Here is a 22605-nt window from a genome sequence, read left to right on the forward strand (position 1 = left end):
CTATCTTGTCACCGTCCTTAGGGCGTTGGGATATCTCCTGACGCCCTTAACTTTTTCTTGAGAAAGAAAGTGGGCCAAGCCCTCTCAGACACAAGTTGAACGGGACGAAGAACGCGAGCGGCAACCAATAGACTTGGGAGACAAACGGTGCCGCCAACACGGCTAGGATGGTCAGGACCGCAATCACGTCCAAGAGCCTCTCATTCCAACGCTCAGCGCGTTTTGAACCAAACACAATGGCTGCGCCGAAAGGCATAAACAATGCGCTCAGCGGGCTCGCCAGGAGCAAATTCACGTTCCAATGGGTGATGGTGTGCTCAGTGAACGGAAAGAGCCCGAGAATCAGGCCAGGAATCCCCACCAGAAGACCAAGGAACACAAAATACGCGCCCAAACCAATGCGCACGCCCCGTTTATCAGGCTGCTTCGCACGCAAACGCCGGAGCCCAAGACCAGCGCCACCCAGCACGCCACCTAAAATCGCAAACCATGGGTGCGCAAAATTCGGAGCTTCAGGAACCTCTGCCCTCTTGCCCTCAGCAAGCACGCGCTTCTCAAGCACCAAAGGCACCGTCTCACCCTTCTCATTCACATAAGAATTCTGGTCTAGGACTCGCTCAAGTTCCGTGGGCAAAAACATCTCGTCCCAGATCTTGATCGGGACGTCGATCTCGTGATTCATCCAAAACGTCAGGATAAAATCCACATAAGGGTTTCTCTGAGTGTGGCGGCGCGTATGTCCGCGAAGCGAGTATCGCGCAGGTTTGTCCGCCGCCACTTTCAGCTGCCCGCCCACCGCCTGATCGATCACATCGCGAATCCGCGTGGCGCAGTTGTCGAAGTAGTGGTCGTACATGTAGTAGCGGTTCTCAGGTTGAACATTCCAATCCAAGAACTTGGCGATTTCGAGGCGTTTCTCAGGGCTCAAATTCAGGACTTGTTCCCGAATCCCTCGACTCTCGCGTTTGTACACAGCAATCGTGCCCCGATAGCTCGTCTGAGCCACCCAAAACTCAAGCCGCCCCATCAAGAACTTCACCAACATATCGGGCGCAAAACTGAACATGCCGTAGTTGTAGACTCGCTCAGCGCCAAATCGCTTATCGCGCACCATCAAGGCCGTGTGCCCAAACCAGGTGGGAATCTGGTCCCCATGATCAAAAGTCATCAAGACTACTTCCAGGTCCTGTCCACGCGACTGCCCCGTGGCCCAAGGCGGCGAAACCGCATGCCCCAAACTCGGTGCCATAAGGACCGAAAAGAGCAAAACACTCAAGAAAAACTGTCTAATCAAAGGTATATCCTACGTTGACATGAAACTGGCCAAAGCGCTCACCAGGCCTTCGGTTGAGCACAGTCCCGTAGTCCAAAATAATCGGAATTTGGTCAAGCAAAAGAGCCCGCACACCGAGCCCCGCCGAACTTCGGACTTCATCCAAGAGACCCTGCCCAAACGCATCCTGCCAGCACGCACGCTGCGAGCCCACATAACAATCCACGAGGAGCCCCGTGTCCCAAAAAACGGCACCGTACACACTCAATGATGGGATGAGTGGATAGCGCAACTCGGCATTGTACGAGAGGCTCAGCTCCCCACCATCCGGGGTCTGAGATAGTGAAATTGGCCCCACGCTATCGTCGCCAAACCCTCGCAACGAGCGCACGCCGCCGAGGAAAAAACGCTCGTCGATGGACACGGGATTCTCGCGCCCGGCCAGCGGAAAGACTTGGCCATATCGAATACCCTGGCCAAGCACTACATCGCCTCTCCAAAACGGGATAAAGTAGGACGCCGTCAGGAACAGGCGCATGAAGGAGTCCGAGAAAAACCCTTCGCCGCCCTGCCCCAACGCATCACCGCTGACCCAGGTCGGCTGCGCGCGCAAGAGATATCCCTTCTTCGGATTCAACGGGCTATCACGCCGGTCCAATGTCAAATCCGGCTCCACCTTTCCAACGGTTCTTCGCGGCGAGAAGATTCGCTCGCCCTCGACTACCGGGCCGTCTTGACCAAAGGTCGCGATTTGCTTGAACTCCAGTCCGAGTTTTAAGAAAAGCCGCTCCGTAATCTCGGTCAGATCCTTTCTAAACTCCGAGCGAAGCCCCCATTCCTCCCGGAGAATCTGACGATTCACAATGCCCAAGAGGTCCAAGAGATAGAACGGACCAAAAGTGAAGTAGAGTTTGTCTATACCGAGGGATTCCTTGAGAAAACGTGGGTGAGAATACGAAAGCTCGGCGCCGAAAACGTAATCCAGAGAGTCAACTTGAGTGCCCTCGGTCGGGTCCAGATTCAACCCTTCAAAAAGCTGCAAGGTGTCGATCGCCCCCACCACACGCGGCTGAATCCCCTGCGCAAAGCCAAAGAGATTTCGATTGGTGTATTGAGCCTCACCGGTCAACAAGAGTTGGCGGTCGTCCACGAATGGCTCGCGCAACTCCACACCAGACCTGAAATCCAAGAAGCTCGACGATGCCTCTTCAACACTGATGAGCAGCGCGGCGGTCACTTCGGTTTTATCCTGAGCAGCCTCGTCCAGGCCAATCGTCTCCACGCTCACCGAATCGAAGATATTGAGCTGGCGCAGGTTTCCCTGCCCTTGAATCAGCATTTGAGTGTCGAGCAGGTCCCCTCTTTTGAGCTCAACTTCACGGTGGATCACGCTCGCTCGCGTGTCGAAGTTACCCTTCAGAAGTCTAGCGCCCACGCGCACGATCGGGCCTTCCGTAATCTCATGGCGGATGCGAATCGCCTCGGCATTTGCTCCGCCTTCAAACTTACATTCATCGGTCTCGAGCACCCTTAGACACATCTGTTTTCCAGGCACACGTTCACATCGCTCGCTTAGCTCTTCCTGCGAGCGTGCCGTGCACGCACGCGGCAGACGCGGCGCCTCACACGCAATCTGCTCGCCGTTTAGCAAAAAGCAGCTCGTCTCGATTCGAGCCAACGGATACCCGAACCCGGCATAACGTTGAATCATGCGAGTCTGGTCGGTGCGAAGCTGCAGAGGCACAAAGGGAGCGCCAGGAGACGAAGACATGCCTTCAAGCAGTAGACCCGAGGTCGTGGTGCGATTTCCGAACATCTCCACCCGCGCTATCTTCGTCTGAATACCCTCGTCGATGCTGATTCGAACCCGCATCTGACCCTCTGAGATTCGCTCCAGATTGAACCTTCGGACTAGCGCCTGATGGTAGCCTCGCTCTCGATAGAGCGACTCAATTCTCAGAAGATCCCCCAACAACTCGTCGGTCTGCAGATAACCACCCACGTCAAAGAGCGCGAACACGCGTGTGCTCATGACCTCCAAGACCTCAGCCTCCGTAAAGACGCTCAGCCCTTCAAACACGATCTCGCGAATCTCAACCTTGGGCCCTTCGCGAATCTTGAATGTGATGGATCGGTCGAGCTGGTCGCGCTCTTCTTCGCTTCCTTCGACCCTCGCGAACGCGTGCCCTCGTGTTTCGTACAATTGCTCGATTGCTCGCTCAGCACGGCGGATTTCCTCGGCGTCGACATAACCACTTTCGTAGAACGGAAGCACATCCCGGATGTCTTCTTCGTTAAACTCCTCCACGCCCTCAAAGGTCACGTCCCATTTGGGCCCTTCCAAAACGTCGATCACCAACGTGACGCACTCACCGCTCCCATCAACGCGGACCGCTTTGTCCACGATACGCGCCTGAAAGTACCCCCGCCGTCGGTAGGCCTCCACCAGAGCCTCCTGGCCGCGTTTGAACCCATCTGAGGTGAAGGTCGAATCGTAGAGCCTAAGGCGCCGCGAGAGAAACGAACCGTCGCTCAGCAAGAGTTCGCGCACATCGGCGTAGGTCATGGCCTGGTTGCCGCGCACGCCCACGTCGCAGACCTGACGCGCCTTTCCACGCTCGATCTTGAACACCAGGTCCACCAGGTGCTCGGTGTCCGCTACCGGTGTGGCGCTCAGCTCAATCTTCGTGCCGAAATATCCTTCTCGCTCGAAGAGGTTTCTGAACTGCTGGAGCTGGGTTTGCGCCTTTTGGGCATCACGCTTGTAGGCCTGTCCCTGCCGGTAAATCAGGACCTTGCGAAGTTCTTCTTCGAAAGGCGGCGTCTCAAGCCCGTCGAATTTGACGTCTCGGATTAGGGTCGCCCCTTTGGCCTCGATCTCCAGCAAAACCACATCGTTTTCGAGGCGTTTGATGACCTTTAGCGACTCGAAGAAACCGGTCTTAGCCAAGCGAACCTGCGCGGTCTCGAGAAGTTTGGAAGAATAGACCTGTCCCACGCTCAACCCGGCAATCCCCTTGAGCTCAAGCAGGTTCTCGGGATTTTCGCAGATCTTCAAATCGCACGTGAGCTCCACCTGACCGATGACCTTGCCCACGAGCGACTCGTCGATATCGAGCCGTATGTTCTCGCCCTGCGCCTCGACGGGAACCCGTTCGGTCACCATCGGCTCGAGGTCTTTTTCCGGCGGCTCTTCCTCCACCGCCAGCTCAGGCTGCTCCAACTCCAAATCCGGCACGCCATCCTGCGCAAAGCTTTGCGCGCACACCAAGAGCCCCAGGATGACCAACCAAAAGCTGCGCATCCTCAATCCAAGAGCAGGCGATAACGTAATTTAAAATCGATCACGAAACTCTCGTTTTCGGTGCGAGTACTCTCACTGAGCTGGGCCGACCATGAGTCCGAAATCTTGTAGTTCAATTCGTAGCGTTGTCCACCCGTGGATTGAGTCAGGCCGGTATCGACCTCAAGACGCCAGGTTGTGCGCCGCGAGAGCCTGTCGCCGATGCTCGTACGAAGCCTGTCCACACTCGGTGTAATCGTAAACTCCTCCACCGCCACCACGTCCTGCACCGTGCCCTCGATCCAACCCAAAACCGGGGCGAGCGCCACCTCCAGCGTCGGGCTAGACGCGCTCGATGCTGTGAGCTGATCCACCGTACAACCCGTGAGAATCAAGCTCAGGACGTCACGCTGGTCGGCGTATGGATTCGACTCAAACCGAACGTCCAAATTGTCCAGACGCCCCGACACGTTGAGCACAATACGATACGCAAGCTCCTCGTCGCGCCCCACATCCCCGGTCAATCTCAAGGTATCCTGCGTGGTCTCGGCAAAATCCGTTTGTCGGCATCGATTGTTGATATCCGCGTCGGCGATGATGTCCACGCGAGGATTTTCGGGATTCCCCTCAAACGTCAGCGTACCCGAGCGAACATCGAAGAACTCGTTCTGAAACTGCACCTTTCCATCGATGATGTCCACACCTCCGACCATCCGCGGATTGACCAGCGTTTCCTGAAGCCGAACGTCCATTCGGAGCTCGAGATCGAGGCCGAGACGGTCGATCTCTGAGCGAATCCTAAACGAGTCCCGGGCCCGAATCTGCAGGTCGAAATTCACATCCTCAAGCCACGGAATGCGCTCCACAAGGCTCGCCTCGTACGTTTGCGAAGTGCGGTTGAACGCGCCCAGAAGTCGGTTTGTAAACTGTTCCTGAAAGACCGAGATATTCTGGTAGTAAAGCCCGTCCACGATATCCACAAGTCCGGTCGCCGACCACGTCTCCGGACGGTCTAAATCTCGGGCGTTGAGCTCCACGTCGGCGGCAAAGGTCAGGTTTGCCATGTCTGGAATCCTGTAGCTCATATTGACTCCGCGAAGCTGCAGCCTCAGGTCCTGAACCACCGCATCGATCACGCTTAAACCGCCACGCAATTCGAACGCCCCATCGAGCGCGCGCCCCCGCACAGGGTCTTGGTCGTCGATATTGACTCCGTTCTCGCCGAAGCGAATCATCCCGGAGCTCAGGACCACAGGCGTGTTGATGTCGCGCAGCTGGATCTGTGACGGCAGGAGGCGAACGTACCCATCAGCAACAAAGCCTTCAGGGGTCCCGCGCAGCGAAGTATCGAGCTCGACCATGCCCGAGGCCTCAACCACGGCGTCTGGAAAGTACTCGGGAAACGTGGCCCGAAAGCTGTTTACAAGCGCGAGATCGAGTTCACCTCGCGCCGCAATATCGAGCAGGGCTTCGTCCAAAAAGAGGCCGCCTTCCAACTCCACAAAACGCCCATCGGCGCCAACTTTGGCGCGCTGGATCTGAAAGAGAGTGCCGTCGTTGATACCCACGATGAGCGGGCCATCGTTCACAAAACGCCGCCCCAAGGTGTTGAGCTCGAGGTCGCTGAGATTGAGGAGCACCTGGTAGCGCTCCAAATCCGGCGACAAGAAGACCTCCACACTTCCGGTGGTACGCGCGCCTTCAACGAGCTCGGTTTCGGAGAGCTCGCGGACCTTCTCTTTGAGGTCTAGGTTGTCCAAAACAAGGCGGCCATAGTAGGGCGACTCCGCGTCAAGAGGCACCTCGGCAAGTATGCCGCCCATCTCGCTCAGCGCGCCTGTGATGTGTACCGCGTCGTTCAGCGTGTTGATGACGGTGGATGCGTCGCCCAATTCGCGGCCATCAACCCTCAGCGAGTCCACATTCGCATAACCTCCGATTTGAGGACGCCTAACGGACCCACTCGCGTGAACATTGAACTGCCCGAGGCCTTCGACCGTCACCGCGGAGCGCTTGACCAGCGGATCGAGCAAAGCCAGCTCAATATCTTGGCCTTCGGCCCATACTTCGAGGTCGTCGCCGCTAAATCGGCCCGAGCCGTGTGCCTTCATGGTGCCGGCCGCGCCGGCATCCAGGCGGAACTCGTCCACATCAAACTGCGTGGGTGACACCATGCCCTTGACCACCAGTTCATCCACCAGCTGGCCCATCACCTCGCCGGTCTTCAAGCTCCCGTCTACCTCAACCCTTGGCGCACTCGCCGCTCCGGTTACCTCGCCTTTGGCATTTAGCGTGCCGCGCGTGTTCGAGCCGAGCCCAAGCCACGCATCAAAATAGGCCACATCCACGCCGCTGAGCGTGTACTTCATGTCCAGATATGGATTATTCAAAAAGAGGAATTCGCCAGTATCCGTGCCGGTCTCTGGGTCGATCACGCCTTTAGGGTTTCTGAGCACCCGAGCACTGCCATCGAGCTTGAGGTCGCCCTTTTCCGTCTGGATATCCAAGGGTTCAAAAGTGACAAGGCCGTTCTTAAGCGCCCCTCGGAACGCCACCTCATCAAACCTGAGCGGCTCGCCGTCCGCCACAATTCCGGGCGACGACCATTTTCCATTGAAGGTCATATCCGGGTAGTTCAGACGCTCTCGCACCAGAAGCTCGGCGACTGCACCTCCTTGAACCCCGCTGATATCGTAGTGTTTCAGGAGTTCTGGTAGCTGAGGTGCGTTGAGCTTGATCCGCGCAGGACCGGGCTCGGGACCTTGTTCCAAAACCCCGTCAACCCAGTTGAACCTGAAGTTCTGTACTTGCGCATCCATGTCGGGAAAATACGCCCGAAGATCCTCGACGATCGCGGCCTCTTGCGTGGTCCAAATCTCTGCGCCTTTACCAAGGCGCAAACGTGAACCAGGGAGAAGCTCCGAGGTCGAACGATCCAAGACTACGTCCGAATCTAGCCGCACCCAGGCCATTGGATTGCGCGCTTCGGCCCAACGCCGAAGCACCGGATCATCGCCAGGACGTCTAACCTCGGGCGAAAACGGCACCCACCCCATCGCGCTTATATCCCCTCGCGCCGAGCCCGCAAGCCAAGGGTAGTCGAGGTCGCGATCCGCAAGGAGCGGTGCGGGGTCTACGCCCTCGATGCGCCCTGAGACAGACCAGAGACCCTCAAACATACTGAACGCCACGCGGTCTAGCTCCGCGGTCCCTCCGTAGAGTTTGGCGTTAAGTCCGTCAGAAACAATCACGTCGTCGCGTAGATAGCCCTCGGCTTCGATGTCCCGCAGATAGAGGTCGAGCGCCTCAAGGACTGGCGCCTCGAGCCGAAACCGCCCGTCGATCTCGTCCAGGCTCCCTTCCACCGCGGCACTCAACGTGGCTTCCACGTGGATTAAATCGTCCAGAAAATACTGAATCAGATTGGTTCTGTACGGGATGTAGAATTGGCCTTCCGCCTTGTAGTACATCTGGGTTTCGTCGGTATCCTCGCGTTCTGGAAAGCGCATATAGCCTGACGCCCACGCCATTACGCCTTCGGACTCAAGGCCCAGATACTCCACGTTGAACCCGTCGTTGGTCCACATCCACCGCCGCAGCTGCACGTCGTTCACATCAAAAGACCATGGTCCGCGCGCCTCCGGAAACCCAAAGAGCGTGTTGGAAAACCAGAGCTTGATGGTGTCTACCTCCAGGGCCGGCACCGAAATCTGGACTGTGGAAGAGATATCGACGCGCCCGTCCGGGATGTTCACCACCGGAACTTCGACCTTAAAGAAATGAAGGTTCAGCCCGTAGGAACACTCGATGCACGCCACATTCCTAAGCGTAATGCCCTCAAGAAACCCGTCTTCGCTGTCTTCTTCGTCATCCTCGGAGACCACGCCCAGAGCCTCGAGCATATCGAACGAGCCCTCTTCGCCAGCCTTGGGCCACGTCATACGGACCCAACCCTCTTGCACCACGAGGTCGTAGAGCTCGAGCCGGCGGGTCAGGAGCGTCGCGGGGTTCAGGGACGTGCTGGCCTCGCGAAGGCGAATCACGTCGTGACCCTCGCGCGCCATCAGGCGCCCGTTGAAAATTCGCGCGTCCACGAGCGTGGGCTCGAGCACCACTTCGCGAACTTCGATGGTGCCGGGAAAGACCTCGTTGAGCGTCTCGTGTAGAGTGACGAGGAAAAGATTTGAATTTAGGTAAAGGTATGCCAGAGAATAGAGCGTGGCCAAGAACGCAGCCGGGACGAAAAAGATCACTGGAATCTTAATCGCACTGCGGTAAACCCTGACCTCGATGTCGTGCATCAACACGGCATACACCCCGACACTTGAGCAGCCATGATGCTTAGCACAGAAAAATGCCGAATACCGCTTGTGATTTCTACATTTTTCTTAAGCATGGTCACGGGATGTTTCCAGGAGTCGTCTGACATTACTACAGGACAAAGACGAGTTTCGCGCGCAGATATTCCAGAGAGTGACCTGGTTGTGCAAGTCAACTCGGGCGCCGTTCGCGAAACCAGCTCCACTTCGATCCGCGCGCGTTCCTCCGCCCCTTCTGCCCGCGTCACGCTGAGCACGGGGCCAGAGGCGACTGGCGACTTTCTTGTTGAAGTCTTTAATCTACACCCCTCGAGTCAGCCGCGAATTCTAGGCGTCCAGGGCGTCAGCCGAACCCAGAACTCCGCATGTGCTGACGATAGCGCCCTCATCGTCTGCGCCGAAGCGCGCGACTCTCTTGGCTCGCCGTGCGCCGGGAGCGAAGACTGTGCCGAAGGAACCACGTGCATTGCATCCAGCTGCGAAGCCACAGAGCGCCTGAACACGTGCGACCAAATGAACACCGTGGCCACCGAGAGCTCCACCGAGTTCGCGATCACGCTCCCACTTTCGCCGTGCACCTCAACCATCGTGGAATTTGCGCCCGAGCAAACGCCGACTCAGGCAAAGTTCGTGGTCATCGGGTCTACTTCATCTCTCGGAAAGCTCGAGTCCGCTCTGAGCGCGGCTCTGGACCATGATGCCGATTTTGCGGTTCTCCTCGGCGAGAATCTGGACTCCGCCGACCAGTCGGCCGTAGACGGCCTTGAGATTCGCCTAAATCGCACGCCAATCCCGGTGGTCTTCGTGGCGAGCGCCAACGCAAACATCATTGATGAGGGCGACTATGCGCTAAGACTGCTTGGCCCGCATGATTTCATTTTCCCGTGGGGGCCTGCGCGCTTCGTGACCTTCTTTACCGGCAACCACACCGTAGACGAGCTCGGCCTCACACGCCTTGACACCTTCCTTCGGTCCTATCGCCGAGACACTGACTCAAGCCCGCCAGTCTTTTCGTTCACCCACACCCCACCCATCGATCCGAACGGGGTTCGAAACCTCGGGTTCACCCACCGGACCCAGGGCGCGCGCGTCCTCTCCCTATTCAATCGCTATGGCGCCAACGCCCTATTCGCAGGCCGAATCAACGCCTCGGACCGCACCAACTTCGCAGACTTAGACCTCTGGATTACCAGCGCCTACGACTCCGTCTTGGAAAATCGCCGCGAGATTCTACTGGTCTCCGTGGATGCTGACGGCACCTACAGCATAGAGCCACAGACATTTTAGGGCCGTAGTTTCACATCGCTCAGGGGTTGAGGTGCACTACGCTGTTCGTGGATTAGATCAGCTGACGAAACACCCCTCAACAAACAAGTCGAGCTAAAAAATTCAAACACGGCATGTATCGTGCCACGGCTACCAAATTTGTACTTGACCCCACCATTCCGGAGGTAGATGCTGAGTTAAAGCATTACAAAACAAACCTTTATGAAAGGAGGCACAGGGTGAAAACCGCAAAGCAACTCTTGGACGAGGCAGTGAGCCATCAGTTTGACAAGAAAGATAGTTTCCGAGCCATCGAACTCTACAAAGTGATCATTGAGCAATACCCCGATACTTCAGAGGCGAACCAAGCGCTGGAGCATCTGGAATACCTTGACGAAGAGAGCACGAAGGCACCTCCGAACGCGGCTGTATACAAAGCAACATACAGCCCAAGCGCGAGTCGAACAAAGCAGGGAGAAAGATTCCCGAACCTCACCTATTATTCGCAGGGTTTGAAGGTCGTGGGTTGGATGGTGCTGGTCTTCGGTCTGTTGGCCTGTGTGGGGTTGTTCGGGATTTTTGAGGGGTGGAAGTTGTTGTTGGCATGTGGGCTCGTCTTTTCCTTCACAACTCCGCTCAGTGGGGGGTTGATTCTACAAGCTGAAATCGTCGAACTCTTCTTGTCGATCGAAGATAACACCTTCCGATCCCAGCAAGCTCTTCAACAAATTGCGAAAAACACTGGTGCTTGAAATGATACTTCCAGAAGGCGTTAAGTCGTGGCGTCGATCCGAATATGAACGTTTTTTGGGTCTGGGAACAATGTTCATAGGCACATGCGGAGTTCTGGCGTGTGCCTCAAGCCCCATTGTTCTACCCGAGGAATCTGCTCCACCAATTGAAAACACTGGAGCCGAATTGAAACAGGAGGAGGAAGAAAGGGGGAAAGAAGCCGCCAATGAGCACGAATTGAAACGTGAGAAGGGCATGGAACCGGAACCGAATGAGCCTGCGCCCGCGGAATATCTGCCGGTTGTATGTGAAGGGCGATGGAACGAGCAGGGTTGTACTGCTTGTCCATCATATACTTGGGACGTGGATCAAGAACGAAGCGTTTCCGTTTCCACACCTGTGGCCCTCAGCCTAAATGGCAGCCACTTTGGCTTCAACCTGGAAGATTGTGGGCATCACATTCAGCACTACATCTCTTCAGTTGAAATCGGCAGGACCGAAAATGGCTGGAAGATTTCTGGCGCAGGATGGACAGACTATTCGCAATGCAAGAACCACATCACAGCTGACACGCTCTTCCAAGCTTGCCCCTCAATTGAAGAGGGTCAGGGGTCAAAAACTCACACCATGTACGTCCAGTCTGTGAGGGGCTTCCAACACCTTCTGAAAGTAAGTGACAACCTGAACGCATGTCCGGAAGGGTCGTTCACAAATCAAGAATTCATTGGGTTCAATTTCGTCGAGGGTTGTATCGTCATCAAGTATCGTGAGGGTGATTACACGACTGATCCCAAGGACTCATGTGAGCAAACTTTACGCTCGTCTCAAGACGTTGAGAGGCGGTTCTGTTGGAATGGCGATGAATTCAGCGAGCAATGACGGACTCAATGGCTCAATCCTCTTCTGGTAGTTCCGTGCTCATCTAGACTGCACCATTATATGTATAGCGACTGTCACAATTTTCGACTTCGGACCTTTGGACGGGGTAAATGTGATTGCCTTTGAATGAGCCGGAGACAACCGCTAGAGCGTCACAAGGACTCGACCCGCTAACTGCGTGGCTCACACTGCCAGTGAAATGTGCTTTGGGTGTACCCAGATATGTCCCCGCTCCATTAGGATAATCGCTGTCTTCAAAGTGGTCCCAATCAAAGTCCCGCCTAAGAGTGTCAAAATCAGCCGCAAGAGATCCTGACAATTCGTGAGAAACTTTGGTTGTGTAACCGCGTCCAGGTGGATAATTGGGGTCGTGTTTTTCCGTCAGGAAACGTCCTTGTTCGTAATCTTCACGCCACTCTGCAAATGGGGTAGCGCTTAGATGTTTAGAATTCTGCTGAGATTTAGTTCTCTTTTTTACCATATAGTGCTCCTTAAATTTAGCTTCTACAGGTAAATAGTTTCATCATTTTTTTGGTGCGAATTAAATTTTAAAAAACTGCAATATATCTTCACCTCGAGCTTCAGCGCTTCGCTGGCTCAAACTCCGCCTTCCATTTGATAGGATCACGTATGCGTAGCTCAAACATCTCCTCGAAAGCGTCTGGGTTGAAGTACTCAATGATCATCTCATTAGATTTGTAGAAAAGACTAACGAGACTTGACAGAGTTTTCAGATCAATCTCGCCATCAATCCGCCAGAGTTTCGGCTTGCGATGACATGAACGTGCTTCTGGTAGGTGAATTTCTTTGCGCTTATCATATCCGGTTAGTGTGTAAACCTTGGCCGCACCGTCAAGGTGTCTAAACACCCCCGCATCAATGTCTCGCTCAGCGTGAACATATCTGTTGATGATGTAGTTACCTAGCGCATCCGCCTTGTCATGTACTTCCTCGATTTGGAGGGTTTTGATTCCCTCCTTGTATGTCCATAGAAAGTCAGTGAAGTGGAGATGATTTGTCAGTTCGAACAGAGACGTTTTGTTTCGCGCGACCACTGTTAATCCCACTGCGTCTGGATCATCCAACGTTGCAGTGTCAAACGGTGGACCAAACCAAGTATCGAATTCGTACACCCGTGAGTAGTCCTCCCGGCTCATCAACCGTGAGTGATCTATTGCCACCCGAAACGTGTTAGTTCTCTTCGTGTCGTGATAGTACCGGATGAACGGTGCCAGAAAATCGAAGTTAGGACTTGAGGTAAATCCTCTGCGCAGGAACTGATGATACCACAGGGCGTGGCTTTTGTAGAAAACCACGCCATCCACAGGCTCGAATTCATCTCCTAAAATCAGAAGCCCATCTTCATCCAAGTGTTCCTTAAGCTCAGGGTATTCGCGAAGCACCAAGCTTTCGGTCAGCGGCATGTCGATTAAGTGATCAACTGCGAAATACCGCGCATGCACTTCTGCATAGACATATCCCTCCGCAATGAAGCGTTTCTTTGTTTCGGCACTCACGAGCGGATTTTTCCAGTCAGAGAATCTCACCCAAACAGCCGCCTTTTCCCGGGTGGCATCCAATTCGTCCATATTGAGCGCTGATAGGTAGTCTGCGCACTCATTAACTAGGTCACGAGCAAGATTGAAATGAGGCTTCTGTCCTTGACCCACAAGGTAGATGGTAAAGTAGATCACGGGAGCATGATCACGGTTTCTCATCTCTTGTACGAGTTTGTTTAGCTTGCGCTCGTCGAGTGGGATACGCATCAACAGAACTCCCAACGCATTGAATCAACTAATCGCCGTCCGTCTATCGGACCCCATTCGCCACCCACCGAAAGCCGGTCTCGATCAATCTTGCAGGGTTCGCATTGTCTATGAGTTAGACCATCGACCGTAGCCACGTTCACCTCCAACTCGAAATGGAAGCACTGCTCCTTGTGGTCAAATGTGGGTTGAGAAACGAAGACTTCGACCTCCTCGTGAGCATATCCAGTCATGTCCTTCTGGATTGCCACCGGAAGCAACTCGTTGATCTCCAAAACAAGCTGTTCGATGTGCTCAGTCACATGTTGTTTGAGGAGCAGGAGTGGATCCACGTCTACTCCAAGTCGAAGTGATCGAGCTTGAGCGCCACGGAATTCTCTTTCAAAATCCGCTCGGTGGTCTCATCGATGCCAACGGGCTGCTCAGCGTGAATCTCCAAAGTTATAGTGAGGTCTTCCCAGTGGGCCATGTGACTCACGATTTCTTCAGCGATCTTCTGAACGGATGAACTCAGCTTCAACGGGTCGAGCTTTATCGAGCCATGATAGGCCTGAGGGCGGCGTGAGGAGGGGGTTGGCGGGGTTGGAGGAAATACATCCCCAGTATCAGGATCGCTGCCACTACCGATCGTTCAACAACGTCCAGCTTGTCCAGTGGAATGCCCACTACCGTCTTGAGCTTGTCGTCGACTCCAAGAACGAAAGTACCACTTCCGGTGTTGGCCATGGCCGCAAATTCGTCTGCCATGCTGTGGCGATGGGGATCCGCGACCTGGTCTCCTCGAAATCTCAGGTCTTGGAGTTCGAGTGATGAGTCTTCCCCTAAACGAATTCTCTTCAGAAGATCGATTGTTGACTCATCCATTTCTGGGGCCCTGTCGCGAATCGCCGACCAAGGTGTTTACTGGGCGAGGCAGATTCCTGGTGCACTTGGCGTGCCGGAGCAAACGCCGGTGCAGCAATCGAAGTTGTCTACGCAGGCGACCTCAACTGGGCGGCACTCTGCCACGCAGACTCCTGCCTGACATGAGCCGTTGCAGCAATCAGCGTCCGTGGAGCAGTTTTGGTCGAGGAGTTGGCAACCTGGGCAGCCTTCGTCGATCTGGTCATCGCAATCGTTATCGATTCCGTCGCAGATTTCTGGGCGGCAACCACCGCAGCCTTCATCGATTTCGCCATCACAATCGTTGTCTTGGAAGTCACAGCTCTCTTCCTGAGGCACGCAGGCGTCAGGCTGAGTACACGTAATATCCACGATGATCTCGATTTGGCTTGGGTCTGGTGCCTGCTGGATTTGCTGGCAAGCACTACCGTGGAAGTTGATGAGGCGTGCAAACCGGTCAAACGTAAAGCCATCTGCCGCGCTCTGAGAAATCGTGTTGCCGTTCAGCTTCACGAAGACCTGGTCCATATCAGGTGGAACCTGGTCGAGCTGGTAGGTGCACGAAACAGACTGCTGGGTGATGCTCGTGATCGCAGCTTGGAGCTGGGCTGGGTCGTTTGCCGTGTAGAACCTATTTGGACCAGGTGCATCGGTACCGCCTGCGGCTGCAATGGCGTCCAAATTGGCTGGGTTTGCACCGGAGATGAAGCCCACCACGTACACCGGAAGGCCGGCCTGGCGCAGGTCTTCAGCTGCCGCCACTGCCTCTTGTTGACCAATCGCAAACGAGTTTGTTGGAGTGCCACCACCTTCGCAAACCACGTTCGGATTTCCGTCGGTCACAAGAATCACAGCCTTAGGTCGCCTGGAATCGAACGGGTCGTTTGAGTCGTTGAGATAGCCCTGAACCAAGATTTGCTTGAGCGCGTATCCGGTGGGCGTGTCTCCCAGCGCGTTGATCGAGTTCACCGCGTTGCGAATCGCCGTAGGCGTGTTCGACTCGACGTCGAGCCAATGGCGAGTGGTGCAGGTTGCGGGAGTGGTGGTCTGGAATGGAAACTGACCAAGGCCAATACGAGTTGAGTTTCCAAGGTTATCCGCCACGTTTTCGATCGCGGTTTTGGCAAGGTCTATAGGCCAAGGGCGAGGACGCGTCGAATCGAGTTGGTTGGCCATGGAGCCCGACGCATCGAGCATCACGTAAATCGAAGGCTCAATCGTCTGGACGTTGGCCCGGAAAGTCTGTGAGTAGCAAATATCGCCGGTGTAGTTCGGGTCGCATTTATCGCCGACGCCATTGCCGTCTTCGTCTGCCTGGTTCGGATTGACATCGTTCGGGCAGTTATCACACGCGTCACCCACACCGTCGCGGTCTGCATCGGCCTGGTTCGCGTTGGGCGTGTTCGGGCAGTTGTCCGAGATATCTGGACGCCCGTCACCATCAGTGTCTTGATCGGTATCGTAGAAGTCCTCGTCCTGACATGCGTCACCAATACCGTTGCCGTCCGTATCAGCCTGGTCAACGTTGGCCGTAAATCGGCAGTTATCACACGCATCACCCACGCCGTCGGAATCCGCATCCTCTTGATTCGGGTTGTAGACGTTCGCGCAGTTGTCGAAGCGGTCAATAACGCCATCACCATCGGAGTCTGCCCAGTTGGCAGCCGGTGGCGTGTTGTTCTGCGGCCCATCTGGACCATTCGTCTGTGGTTCACACTCGCCGGAAACCGGGTTCACAGCTTGATTTGCAGGGCAACTCCCAACGTCTTGAAGGGTCACGTCGTCCGTACATGAGACGCTCAACAAGGCTACTAAAAGGAGTTTCGAGGCAAAAAGAGTTTTCATCGTTGATATCCGTCGGTGGTGGTTACTTCTTTCGACCAGACTGAAGTGCGCTTCTGGGCGCCCGACCAATGATAGTGCAAAGGCGGTGCCAGATACGGGATGACCTGATTGCACCAAGTTAAGAGCGAAGCCAAGCGCAAAGTGGGGTCTAGAGGTCCCAACTTCGGTCCAGGTGGCGGCAAGAGTTGTTGCCACCGGCGAGATTGAAGTTGCATCGTACCGGTCTTCTTGGAAGATTAGGCGCTTCAGAACTCGGGAGCGTGTGTGAAAGAGATCGAACGAAAATTCCTCGTAGACCACAACTCGGATTGGCGCGCTGAAGCCGTCGAGAGCAAGCAGATTTCGCAGGGATATATACCCACGCTTCCAGGAGCGACCGTGCGCGTCAGGGTCAAAGGAGAAGCCGGATTTCTAACCATCAAAGGCCCCACCAAAGGCATCTCGCGCTCCGAGTTTGAGTACTCCATTCCAGCCGAGGATGCCCGAGAGATGCTCGAAACTCTCTGTCAGGGTCGGGCGATTCATAAAATCCGGCACGTCATTCACCACGGCGGGCACGAGTGGACCGTAGACGAATTCCTGGGCGACCACGACGGGCTCTTGTTGGCTGAGATCGAGCTGGGCTCAGAAGATGAGGCGTTTGACTTACCTAAATGGGCGACGCGTGAAGTTTCTCACGATTCCCGCTATTTTAATTCCAACCTTATCGGGGCCGAAACCCCACCCACGGTTTAGACTATGAAGTACCTGGCATTTTTGATCTTCGCGCTTGTCGGCTGTTCAGATGACCCTGAGTTGGCGCCGTCCACTCCGCCCAATAACGACAACAACGAACCCGTTCAGGACATGGGCATGCCGGACCAGACTGACGACCCGGATTCTGACGTGTTTCCGGACCCCGACCCGGATCCGATCCTTGATGGTACGCCGCTGCCGGACGAACGCGACTACACCGGCGAGCTGCCGGAAAGGCCGGAAACCGAGGTATCGGCAGCGCTCTACGATATCGGCGTCGCCTATTGTGAACGTATGATCGAGTGCCGTACCACCGCGGAGACCGTGCGATTCGCCACCGGCAAGGGAATCACCAATGTAGGGCTCTGCGTAGAAGCCTTTATGGCGCGCCATGCGGCTCCCCATTACGAGAGTTCGGTGGCGGATGGCGTCACCTTCAACGCCACCGCCGTAGCGGCGTGTCAGACGGCTCTCGGACAGTATTCATGCACGGAGCTCTTACCAGCGTGGGAGGCTCCAGATAATTTTGTGACTACCTGTCAGGACGTCTTCGCTGGGACGGGTGCTCAGGGGACCACATGTGGTTCTTCGGCGGATTGCGCCGCCTCGCACTATTGCGACCGGAGCCTCGCGAATGGATGCCTTGGGCAATGCGAACCTATCATCGACTTCAGGTCGATTTGCGGCGGCACGCCTTGTGCCGAAGGTCAGATCTGCAACGAATCCGGGCAATGCTCAGACCCACCGGGCCAAGGCCAGCCATGCGGGGTTGAGGATATCTGTGCCACAAATCTTTTCTGCGATAACGACTCCATCTGCCAACCGATGACGCTGGGTTTCCAGGCCGGCCAGGCATGTGATTACAGCACGAATGTCTGCGCGATGGGATTGGTGTGTGTCTTTGACCAGAGCGGCCGAAGCGCGTGTATCGAACCCACCGATGACGGCGCGTGCTTGCTCGACGAGCTTCCCTCGGCCTGTATCGCCACTGCCCATTGTGTTGAGAACGATTGCAAAGCCAAGCACGATGCCGGGGCCTGCTCGTACGACCAAGAGTGCACCAGCGGCTGGTGTGTCAACGGGACCTGCGTAGATCCAACCGAAAGCTGCCCCTAATCTTTAAAAAACAACTCAGGGGATGGTGATCTCAAACGCATCAAACCCAGCCTCTTGGAGGGCGCGAACCACCTCGTCAGGCGATTCCGGGGCGAGTGCAAACATGCAACCGCCTCCTCCTGCGCCCGTGAGTTTTGCGCCGAGTGCACCCGCGGCGCGCGCGATATGACAAGCGCGATCGAGTCCAGGCGTGCTCACACCCATCGAGACGAGGAGCCCATGGTTGACGTTCATCAGCTCGCCAACCGTGCCCCAATCGCCCTTGGCGAGCGCCGTGCGAGCGTCTGCGACGACCTCGCCAACCAGCTCGTCAATGCGTGAGGCGATCTTCGGGTGAGCGTCGTGGAAACGTCCTACGCCTTCAACCAGTGAAGCCGTGGATGGCGCAGGCCCTGTCTCAGTCACGACCACGGACACGGGCTCAACCCAGAGAGCCTCAATTGAGGCTGGAGTTCCGCGTGTGTACTGAAAGATGCCGCCACCGAGTGCCGCAGCCTGGTCAATGCCCGATGGATTTCCATGAAAAATCGACTCGGTTCGTGCCACGATGGCCTCCACTTCCGTGGTGGCCATGGGTTTTCCGACAAACTGAGTGAGGGCTCGTGCTGCAGCCACAGACATGGCGGCACTGCTTCCAAGACCTGCACCGATCGGCACGTCTATCGTGACGTGCACGCCGATTGGACCTTCCAACTCCAGAATATCCAGCATGGCTTGATAAGCCTGCTCTAGAGGTGATCCATCAGCTTTAGGTTCGACCTCAGCGTGAACCGCGCCGGTCCGCCCATTGACGATCGAGAGACTCGCCTTTTCGGCCATGCGCACCAAAGCGGTCGCGCCACGCGGAAGACCCGCCACTATCGCAGGTTGACCCCAAACCACGGCATGCTCTCCGAAGAGGATGAGCTTGCCACAGCCTTGTCCAACAAGCCGCCGCGTGGTGTCCATCATTAGCCGATCCAGGACGTTGCGGCTTTGACTTCAAGTCGGATGCTCGGAGGCACACTCTCGAGCCGTGCTTCCACATACTCTTTGACGGCGTTGAACTCGGTCTCGTTGTAGAGGCAGAGCACCACGTGACGGAGCGACTCACTGCGTGGAAGCTCTTCGAGGGTAATCTTCCAAAAGATTTGGATGAAATCAGTGAGAGGGAATTTGGCTACGCCCACTCCGAGTGCCGGGAACGCGATCTCGGAGATGTCCAAGGACTCAGCCTGATCATAGGTATTGAGCACTGCGTTGGTGATGAGCTTGCGGTCCACCTTCTTCTTTCCGACGAGCGAGACATGAAGCAGGTGCTTGCATGTGAGTTGGCCGCCGTCGGTCACAAGGATATGGCCCGGCTCCAAACGGTTTCCTGGAAGTGCTGTGCGCGCCGTGTGAAGCTGCTGCTGGAAGAAAGGACCGGCACGTCGAGCGATGAGCTCGCTGACGCCGCTACCAAGAATCAGCCCGGTATTCGAAGGGTTAACGATGGCCCCGTCCTTCAGTTGAAGGAGCGAGATGTCGCCAAAGGTAATCGTAAATGCATGCGTTGGTGCCTGCTCTGTCATTCTTATCTCCAAAATGAATTCAGGTGGCCTCTTTTATGCCACCCTTTTAAGTCCGGCAAGCGCCGAGTGTTAAGCCAATCCTCGCTTTACCATTTCCTGTACTACAAAACTCGCCACGTCCGGGGCTGAGGTGCCAGGCCCAAAACCGGCGTCAAATCCCAACTCGAGCGCAAGCTCATGACTGATTCGCGGCCCACCCGCAACAATAATCAGTCTTTCGCGTATTCCTTCGGCCTCCAACATATCCACCAGTTCCGAGAGATTCTGAATATGTACGTCCTTCTGGGTCACGACTTGAGAGACCAAAAGTGCGTCAGCCTTCTTCTCGACCGCGTGAGCAATAAGGTCCTCGTTAAGAACCTGCATCCCCAGATTATATGCGTTGATCATCGGGTAGCGCTCTAGGCCATAGTCGCCATTATACCCCTTCATATTCATGATGGCGTCAATGCCTACAGAGTGCGCGTCGGTCCCGGTGCACGCCCCGAGAATCGTGATCTTTCGGCCAATAGACTTTTCAATGAACTCGTTGATTTCTTTGAAGCTCCAACGCTGTGCTTCGACCTTGGCCACCTTGATCTCAGTGAAGTCGACCGAGCCCTGAAACTTGCCGTAGACGATGAAGTAGCTGTAGCCCTCGCCGAGATCCTTGGAGTGATAGACTCTCGGATCGTCGAGCCCCATCTTCCGCACAACTTGCCGCGCAGCCTCGAGCGCTTCAGGCCCGTGAGGCACCGGAAGCGTAAACGAGAGTTGAACCTCGCCATCGTCCAAGGTGTCGCCATAGGGGCGAACTGCTTTCAAATTGGGGGGTACAGCCGATGTTCGACCAACTTGACTCATGACAAAACTCCTTGTGGAGACGCCCGTTCCATAACATTGCGCGACTACATTCGCATCCCCGAATGTACAGGTCCAACGGGCCGGCTTTGTTTCCCAGTGAAAACACTCATCTTCTATATGGCCACTATCGTTTCGTAACCTTTCTAGCTCGGCCAGCATCCTTAGGTCATAACAACGAGCCAATAGGGGCTCAATGACTCAACAAAGGGAGTTTATATGGCACACACACTTAATTTCGATAACTCGCACTCGCGCATCGGTTTCACCGTCAAGCACATGATGTTTGCGAAGGTCAAAGGCTCATTCCAAGAGTGGACTGGCGATTTCACATACGACCCGTCAAATCCAGAGGCATCCAAGGTCAACGTCACCATTCAGGCGGCGAGCATCGAGACCGGCAATGGCGACCGTGACGCGCACCTTAAGTCTGGCGACTTCTTTGACGCCGAGAAGTTCCCGACTCTGAACTTCAAGTCGACCAAGTTCCAAAAGCAAGGAAACGCGCTCACCATCGAAGGAGAGCTCACGATCCGCGACGTGACCAAGCCAGTGACCATCACCGCTGAAGAAACCGGAACTGGCGTAGACCCATGGGGTAACAAGCGCATCGGTTTCGCAGGCTCAACGTCCATCAACCGTAAAGACTTCGGCCTGACCTGGAACCAGGCGCTTGAGGCAGGCGGTGTGCTCGTGGGCGAAAACGTGGACATCGACATTGAAGTCCAGACCGTGGTCGCCGGCTAATTCTTCAGGAGTTTGACGCGCTCAGCGTAGCCGCCAGGGCCAACAAAAGCGCGTCATCTCCCGGCCTCGCCAGGAGTTGTACACCCACTGGCAGGCCATCCACACTCCCATAAGGCACCGTGAGACCGGGTTGACCGGTCACGTTCGCAATGGCGGTGAAGAGCCCCAATGTGGCGGCGCCTTCAAAATGAGTTTTGGGGTTGGAATTTGTATACTCACCGACTTTTGGAGCAATCACACCGATGGTCGGTGTGATCACTACGTCCAAGCCGAGCATCGCGGATCTCCCCACCGCTTCCAAACCGCGAAACCGTCTGAACGCCTCATTCATCTTGATCTTGCGGCCCGACTCCACAAACCACTTTACAGTCGGCTCAAGCTTGGCGGCACGCGCCAAAGGAATCCGAGAAACCAACTTTTGGTAGACGGGGGTGAACTCCTCAAGGGTCGCTTGCGGCGTTGGCCTTATCTCCACATGATGCCCGGCCTCTTCAAGTTCAGCCGCGGCCTTGCGAACCAACGCGACCACCCTCGGATCCGCCTCTGACGATGGCGTCTCGAGGATCATTCCAATCCTGAGCTTTGGAATCTCCATTCTGGCGCGCCGTGAATAGGCACCGTCCGATCCAGCCAAGACGTCCAGAAGCTGCGCCAAATCCTGAAGGCTTCGAGCTATGGGCCCCACAGTAGTCATTCCAAAGGGATCTACGCCTTGCGCCGCATCTTTGACCAATCCGCGCGTAGGCTTAAGCCCAAACAAACCGTTGAGCGACGCTGGAATTCTCACGGATCCCGCACCATCACTACCCGGCGCTATGGGTAAAAGCCCCGCCGCCACGGCCGCGCCAGCACCCGCGCTTGAACCACCTGAAGTTCGTTCGGTATCCCAAGGATTTCTGGTGGCACTACCGTCCAGAGACTCGGCCATCGGCATTAGGCCGAGCTCAGACATCGTAGTCTTTCCAAGGATAATGAAGCCCGCTTCTCGCAAGCTCTTGACCATGATGTCGTCCACCGGGCTCCAGAGCCATTCGAAAGACTTCGAGCCGAGGGTCGTCTTTGAAAATCGCACCATATGATGGTCTTTGACCGCTGTGGGCACGCCATGAAACACGCCGCGTAGCTTACCCTTCTTTCGCTCGCGATCCGCCTTCTCAGCGTCTTTGCGCGCCGCGTCAGCCTGCATATGAATCATCGCGTTCAAGCGGCCGTCGTGCCGCTCGATCCTGGCGAGGTAGTACTCGACGAGCTCTAGCGAGGTGATCTCACCGTCTCGAATCCGGCGCGCCTGCTCCACAGCCGAGAGCTCGCTTATGCCCGACTCTCGAAACTCGCTCGCCAGTGGCATCACATGATTATCCATCAGAAC

General features: G+C 55.7%; 18 protein-coding genes. 7 read left to right on the plus strand and 11 right to left on the minus strand.

What is annotated here, in order from left to right; genetic code table 11:
• Window positions 1-46: 46 nt before the first annotated feature.
• Genes FRD01_RS07830 through FRD01_RS07840 form a run of 3 tightly spaced genes read right to left on the minus strand, consistent with a single transcriptional unit; the run spans window position 47 to window position 8857 of the window.
• Window positions 47-1294, minus strand: a complete 1248-nt coding sequence (locus FRD01_RS07830) for an Lnb N-terminal periplasmic domain-containing protein (protein ID WP_146958838.1) — start codon at window positions 1292-1294, stop codon at window positions 47-49.
• The gene (locus FRD01_RS07835) at window positions 1287-4577 is read right to left on the minus strand and encodes a POTRA domain-containing protein (RefSeq protein WP_146958839.1); all 3291 of its coding nucleotides are present in this window, start codon (window positions 4575-4577) and stop codon (window positions 1287-1289) included. The genes FRD01_RS07830 and FRD01_RS07835 overlap by 8 nt, the downstream gene beginning before the upstream one ends.
• Window positions 4578-4579: 2 nt before the next feature.
• A complete protein-coding gene (locus FRD01_RS07840) occupies window positions 4580-8857 on the minus strand; it encodes a translocation/assembly module TamB domain-containing protein (RefSeq protein ID WP_249756210.1) in 4278 nt (1425 codons plus the stop codon).
• Between the two features lie 33 nt (window positions 8858-8890).
• Between FRD01_RS07840 and FRD01_RS07845 the strand changes: the two genes are divergently transcribed.
• The 3 genes from FRD01_RS07845 to FRD01_RS07855 all read left to right on the plus strand — a co-directional run bounded on the left by FRD01_RS07845 (window position 8891) and on the right by FRD01_RS07855 (window position 11752).
• Entirely contained in the window at window positions 8891-10162 is a 1272-nt protein-coding gene (locus FRD01_RS07845; protein ID WP_146958841.1) for a hypothetical protein, read from the plus strand.
• Between the two features lie 218 nt (window positions 10163-10380).
• Window positions 10381-10893 (plus strand): hypothetical protein, encoded by a 513-nt coding sequence (locus FRD01_RS07850; protein ID WP_146958842.1) that lies wholly within the window; start codon window positions 10381-10383, stop codon window positions 10891-10893.
• A gap of 217 nt (window positions 10894-11110) precedes the next feature.
• Window positions 11111-11752, plus strand: a complete 642-nt coding sequence (locus FRD01_RS07855) for a hypothetical protein (RefSeq protein ID WP_146958843.1) — start codon at window positions 11111-11113, stop codon at window positions 11750-11752.
• A 581-nt stretch (window positions 11753-12333) separates the two neighbouring features.
• Here the strand turns inward: FRD01_RS07855 and FRD01_RS07860 are convergent.
• Window positions 12334-13518, minus strand: a complete 1185-nt coding sequence (locus FRD01_RS07860; RefSeq protein WP_146958844.1) for a hypothetical protein — start codon at window positions 13516-13518, stop codon at window positions 12334-12336.
• Window positions 13518-13850: a hypothetical protein gene (locus FRD01_RS07865; protein ID WP_146958845.1), complete on the minus strand. Its 333-nt coding sequence runs from the start codon at window positions 13848-13850 to the stop codon at window positions 13518-13520. The genes FRD01_RS07860 and FRD01_RS07865 overlap by 1 nt, the downstream gene beginning before the upstream one ends.
• On the opposite strand from FRD01_RS07865, the gene FRD01_RS07870 reads away from it, so the two are divergent.
• Window positions 13841-14026: a hypothetical protein gene (locus tag FRD01_RS07870; RefSeq protein WP_146958846.1), complete on the plus strand. Its 186-nt coding sequence runs from the start codon at window positions 13841-13843 to the stop codon at window positions 14024-14026. The two genes, FRD01_RS07865 and FRD01_RS07870, sit on opposite strands and share 10 nt — an antisense overlap.
• A gap of 23 nt (window positions 14027-14049) precedes the next feature.
• Here FRD01_RS07870 and FRD01_RS07875 read toward each other — a convergent pair whose 3' ends face one another.
• A complete protein-coding gene (locus FRD01_RS07875; RefSeq protein ID WP_146958847.1) occupies window positions 14050-14382 on the minus strand; it encodes an AlbA family DNA-binding domain-containing protein in 333 nt (110 codons plus the stop codon).
• 36 nt (window positions 14383-14418) lie between these two features.
• Window positions 14419-16245: a thrombospondin type 3 repeat-containing protein gene (locus tag FRD01_RS07880; protein WP_146958848.1), complete on the minus strand. Its 1827-nt coding sequence runs from the start codon at window positions 16243-16245 to the stop codon at window positions 14419-14421.
• Window positions 16246-16509: 264 nt separating this feature from the next.
• Between FRD01_RS07880 and FRD01_RS07885 the strand changes: the two genes are divergently transcribed.
• Both FRD01_RS07885 and FRD01_RS07890 read left to right on the plus strand, forming a co-directional pair.
• Window positions 16510-16980: a CYTH domain-containing protein gene (locus FRD01_RS07885; RefSeq protein ID WP_146958849.1), complete on the plus strand. Its 471-nt coding sequence runs from the start codon at window positions 16510-16512 to the stop codon at window positions 16978-16980.
• 3 nt (window positions 16981-16983) lie between these two features.
• A complete protein-coding gene (locus tag FRD01_RS07890; protein WP_146958850.1) occupies window positions 16984-18096 on the plus strand; it encodes a hypothetical protein in 1113 nt (370 codons plus the stop codon).
• A gap of 15 nt (window positions 18097-18111) precedes the next feature.
• On the opposite strand, the gene mvk is transcribed toward FRD01_RS07890, so the two are convergent.
• From mvk to kamE, 3 genes are all read right to left on the minus strand, one after another.
• Complete coding sequence (gene mvk / locus FRD01_RS07895; RefSeq protein WP_146958851.1) at window positions 18112-19047, minus strand: mevalonate kinase; 936 nt, start codon at window positions 19045-19047, stop codon at window positions 18112-18114.
• Entirely contained in the window at window positions 19047-19649 is a 603-nt protein-coding gene (locus FRD01_RS07900; RefSeq protein ID WP_146958852.1) for a macro domain-containing protein, read from the minus strand. Before FRD01_RS07900 ends, mvk begins: the two co-directional genes overlap by 1 nt.
• 69 nt (window positions 19650-19718) lie before the next feature.
• Entirely contained in the window at window positions 19719-20492 is a 774-nt protein-coding gene (gene kamE / locus FRD01_RS07905; RefSeq protein WP_146958853.1) for a lysine 5,6-aminomutase subunit beta, read from the minus strand.
• A 216-nt stretch (window positions 20493-20708) separates the two neighbouring features.
• Here kamE and FRD01_RS07910 point away from each other — a divergent pair, with 216 nt between their 5' ends.
• Window positions 20709-21236, plus strand: coding sequence for a YceI family protein (locus tag FRD01_RS07910; RefSeq protein ID WP_146958854.1), 528 nt, complete (start codon window positions 20709-20711; stop codon window positions 21234-21236).
• A 4-nt stretch (window positions 21237-21240) separates the two neighbouring features.
• On the opposite strand, the gene FRD01_RS07915 is transcribed toward FRD01_RS07910, so the two are convergent.
• The gene (locus FRD01_RS07915) at window positions 21241-22599 is read right to left on the minus strand and encodes an amidase (protein ID WP_249756103.1); all 1359 of its coding nucleotides are present in this window, start codon (window positions 22597-22599) and stop codon (window positions 21241-21243) included.
• Window positions 22600-22605 lie beyond the last annotated feature (6 nt).

This window comes from Microvenator marinus (genome assembly GCF_007993755.1).
Taxonomy (GTDB): domain Bacteria; phylum Myxococcota_A; class Bradymonadia; order Bradymonadales; family Bradymonadaceae; genus Allomicrovenator; species Allomicrovenator marinus.

Bases quoted from the DNA above. Each gene is read 5' to 3' on its own strand.
- FRD01_RS07835 (WP_146958839.1), bottom strand. From the start codon at position 4,577: ATGCGCAGCTTTTGGTTGGTCATCCTGGGGCTCTTGGTGTGCGCGCAA.
- FRD01_RS07840 (WP_249756210.1), bottom strand. From the start codon at position 8,857: ATGCACGACATCGAGGTCAGGGTTTACCGCAGTGCGATTAAGATTCCA.
- FRD01_RS07845 (WP_146958841.1), top strand. From the start codon at position 8,891: ATGATGCTTAGCACAGAAAAATGCCGAATACCGCTTGTGATTTCTACA.
- FRD01_RS07860 (WP_146958844.1), bottom strand. From the start codon at position 13,518: ATGCGTATCCCACTCGACGAGCGCAAGCTAAACAAACTCGTACAAGAG.
- FRD01_RS07875 (WP_146958847.1), bottom strand. From the start codon at position 14,382: ATGGATGAGTCAACAATCGATCTTCTGAAGAGAATTCGTTTAGGGGAA.
- FRD01_RS07880 (WP_146958848.1), bottom strand. From the start codon at position 16,245: ATGAAAACTCTTTTTGCCTCGAAACTCCTTTTAGTAGCCTTGTTGAGC.
- FRD01_RS07890 (WP_146958850.1), top strand. From the start codon at position 16,984: ATGAAGTACCTGGCATTTTTGATCTTCGCGCTTGTCGGCTGTTCAGAT.
- mvk (WP_146958851.1), bottom strand. From the start codon at position 19,047: ATGATGGACACCACGCGGCGGCTTGTTGGACAAGGCTGTGGCAAGCTC.
- FRD01_RS07900 (WP_146958852.1), bottom strand. From the start codon at position 19,649: ATGACAGAGCAGGCACCAACGCATGCATTTACGATTACCTTTGGCGAC.
- kamE (WP_146958853.1), bottom strand. From the start codon at position 20,492: ATGAGTCAAGTTGGTCGAACATCGGCTGTACCCCCCAATTTGAAAGCA.
- FRD01_RS07910 (WP_146958854.1), top strand. From the start codon at position 20,709: ATGGCACACACACTTAATTTCGATAACTCGCACTCGCGCATCGGTTTC.
- FRD01_RS07915 (WP_249756103.1), bottom strand. From the start codon at position 22,599: ATGGATAATCATGTGATGCCACTGGCGAGCGAGTTTCGAGAGTCGGGC.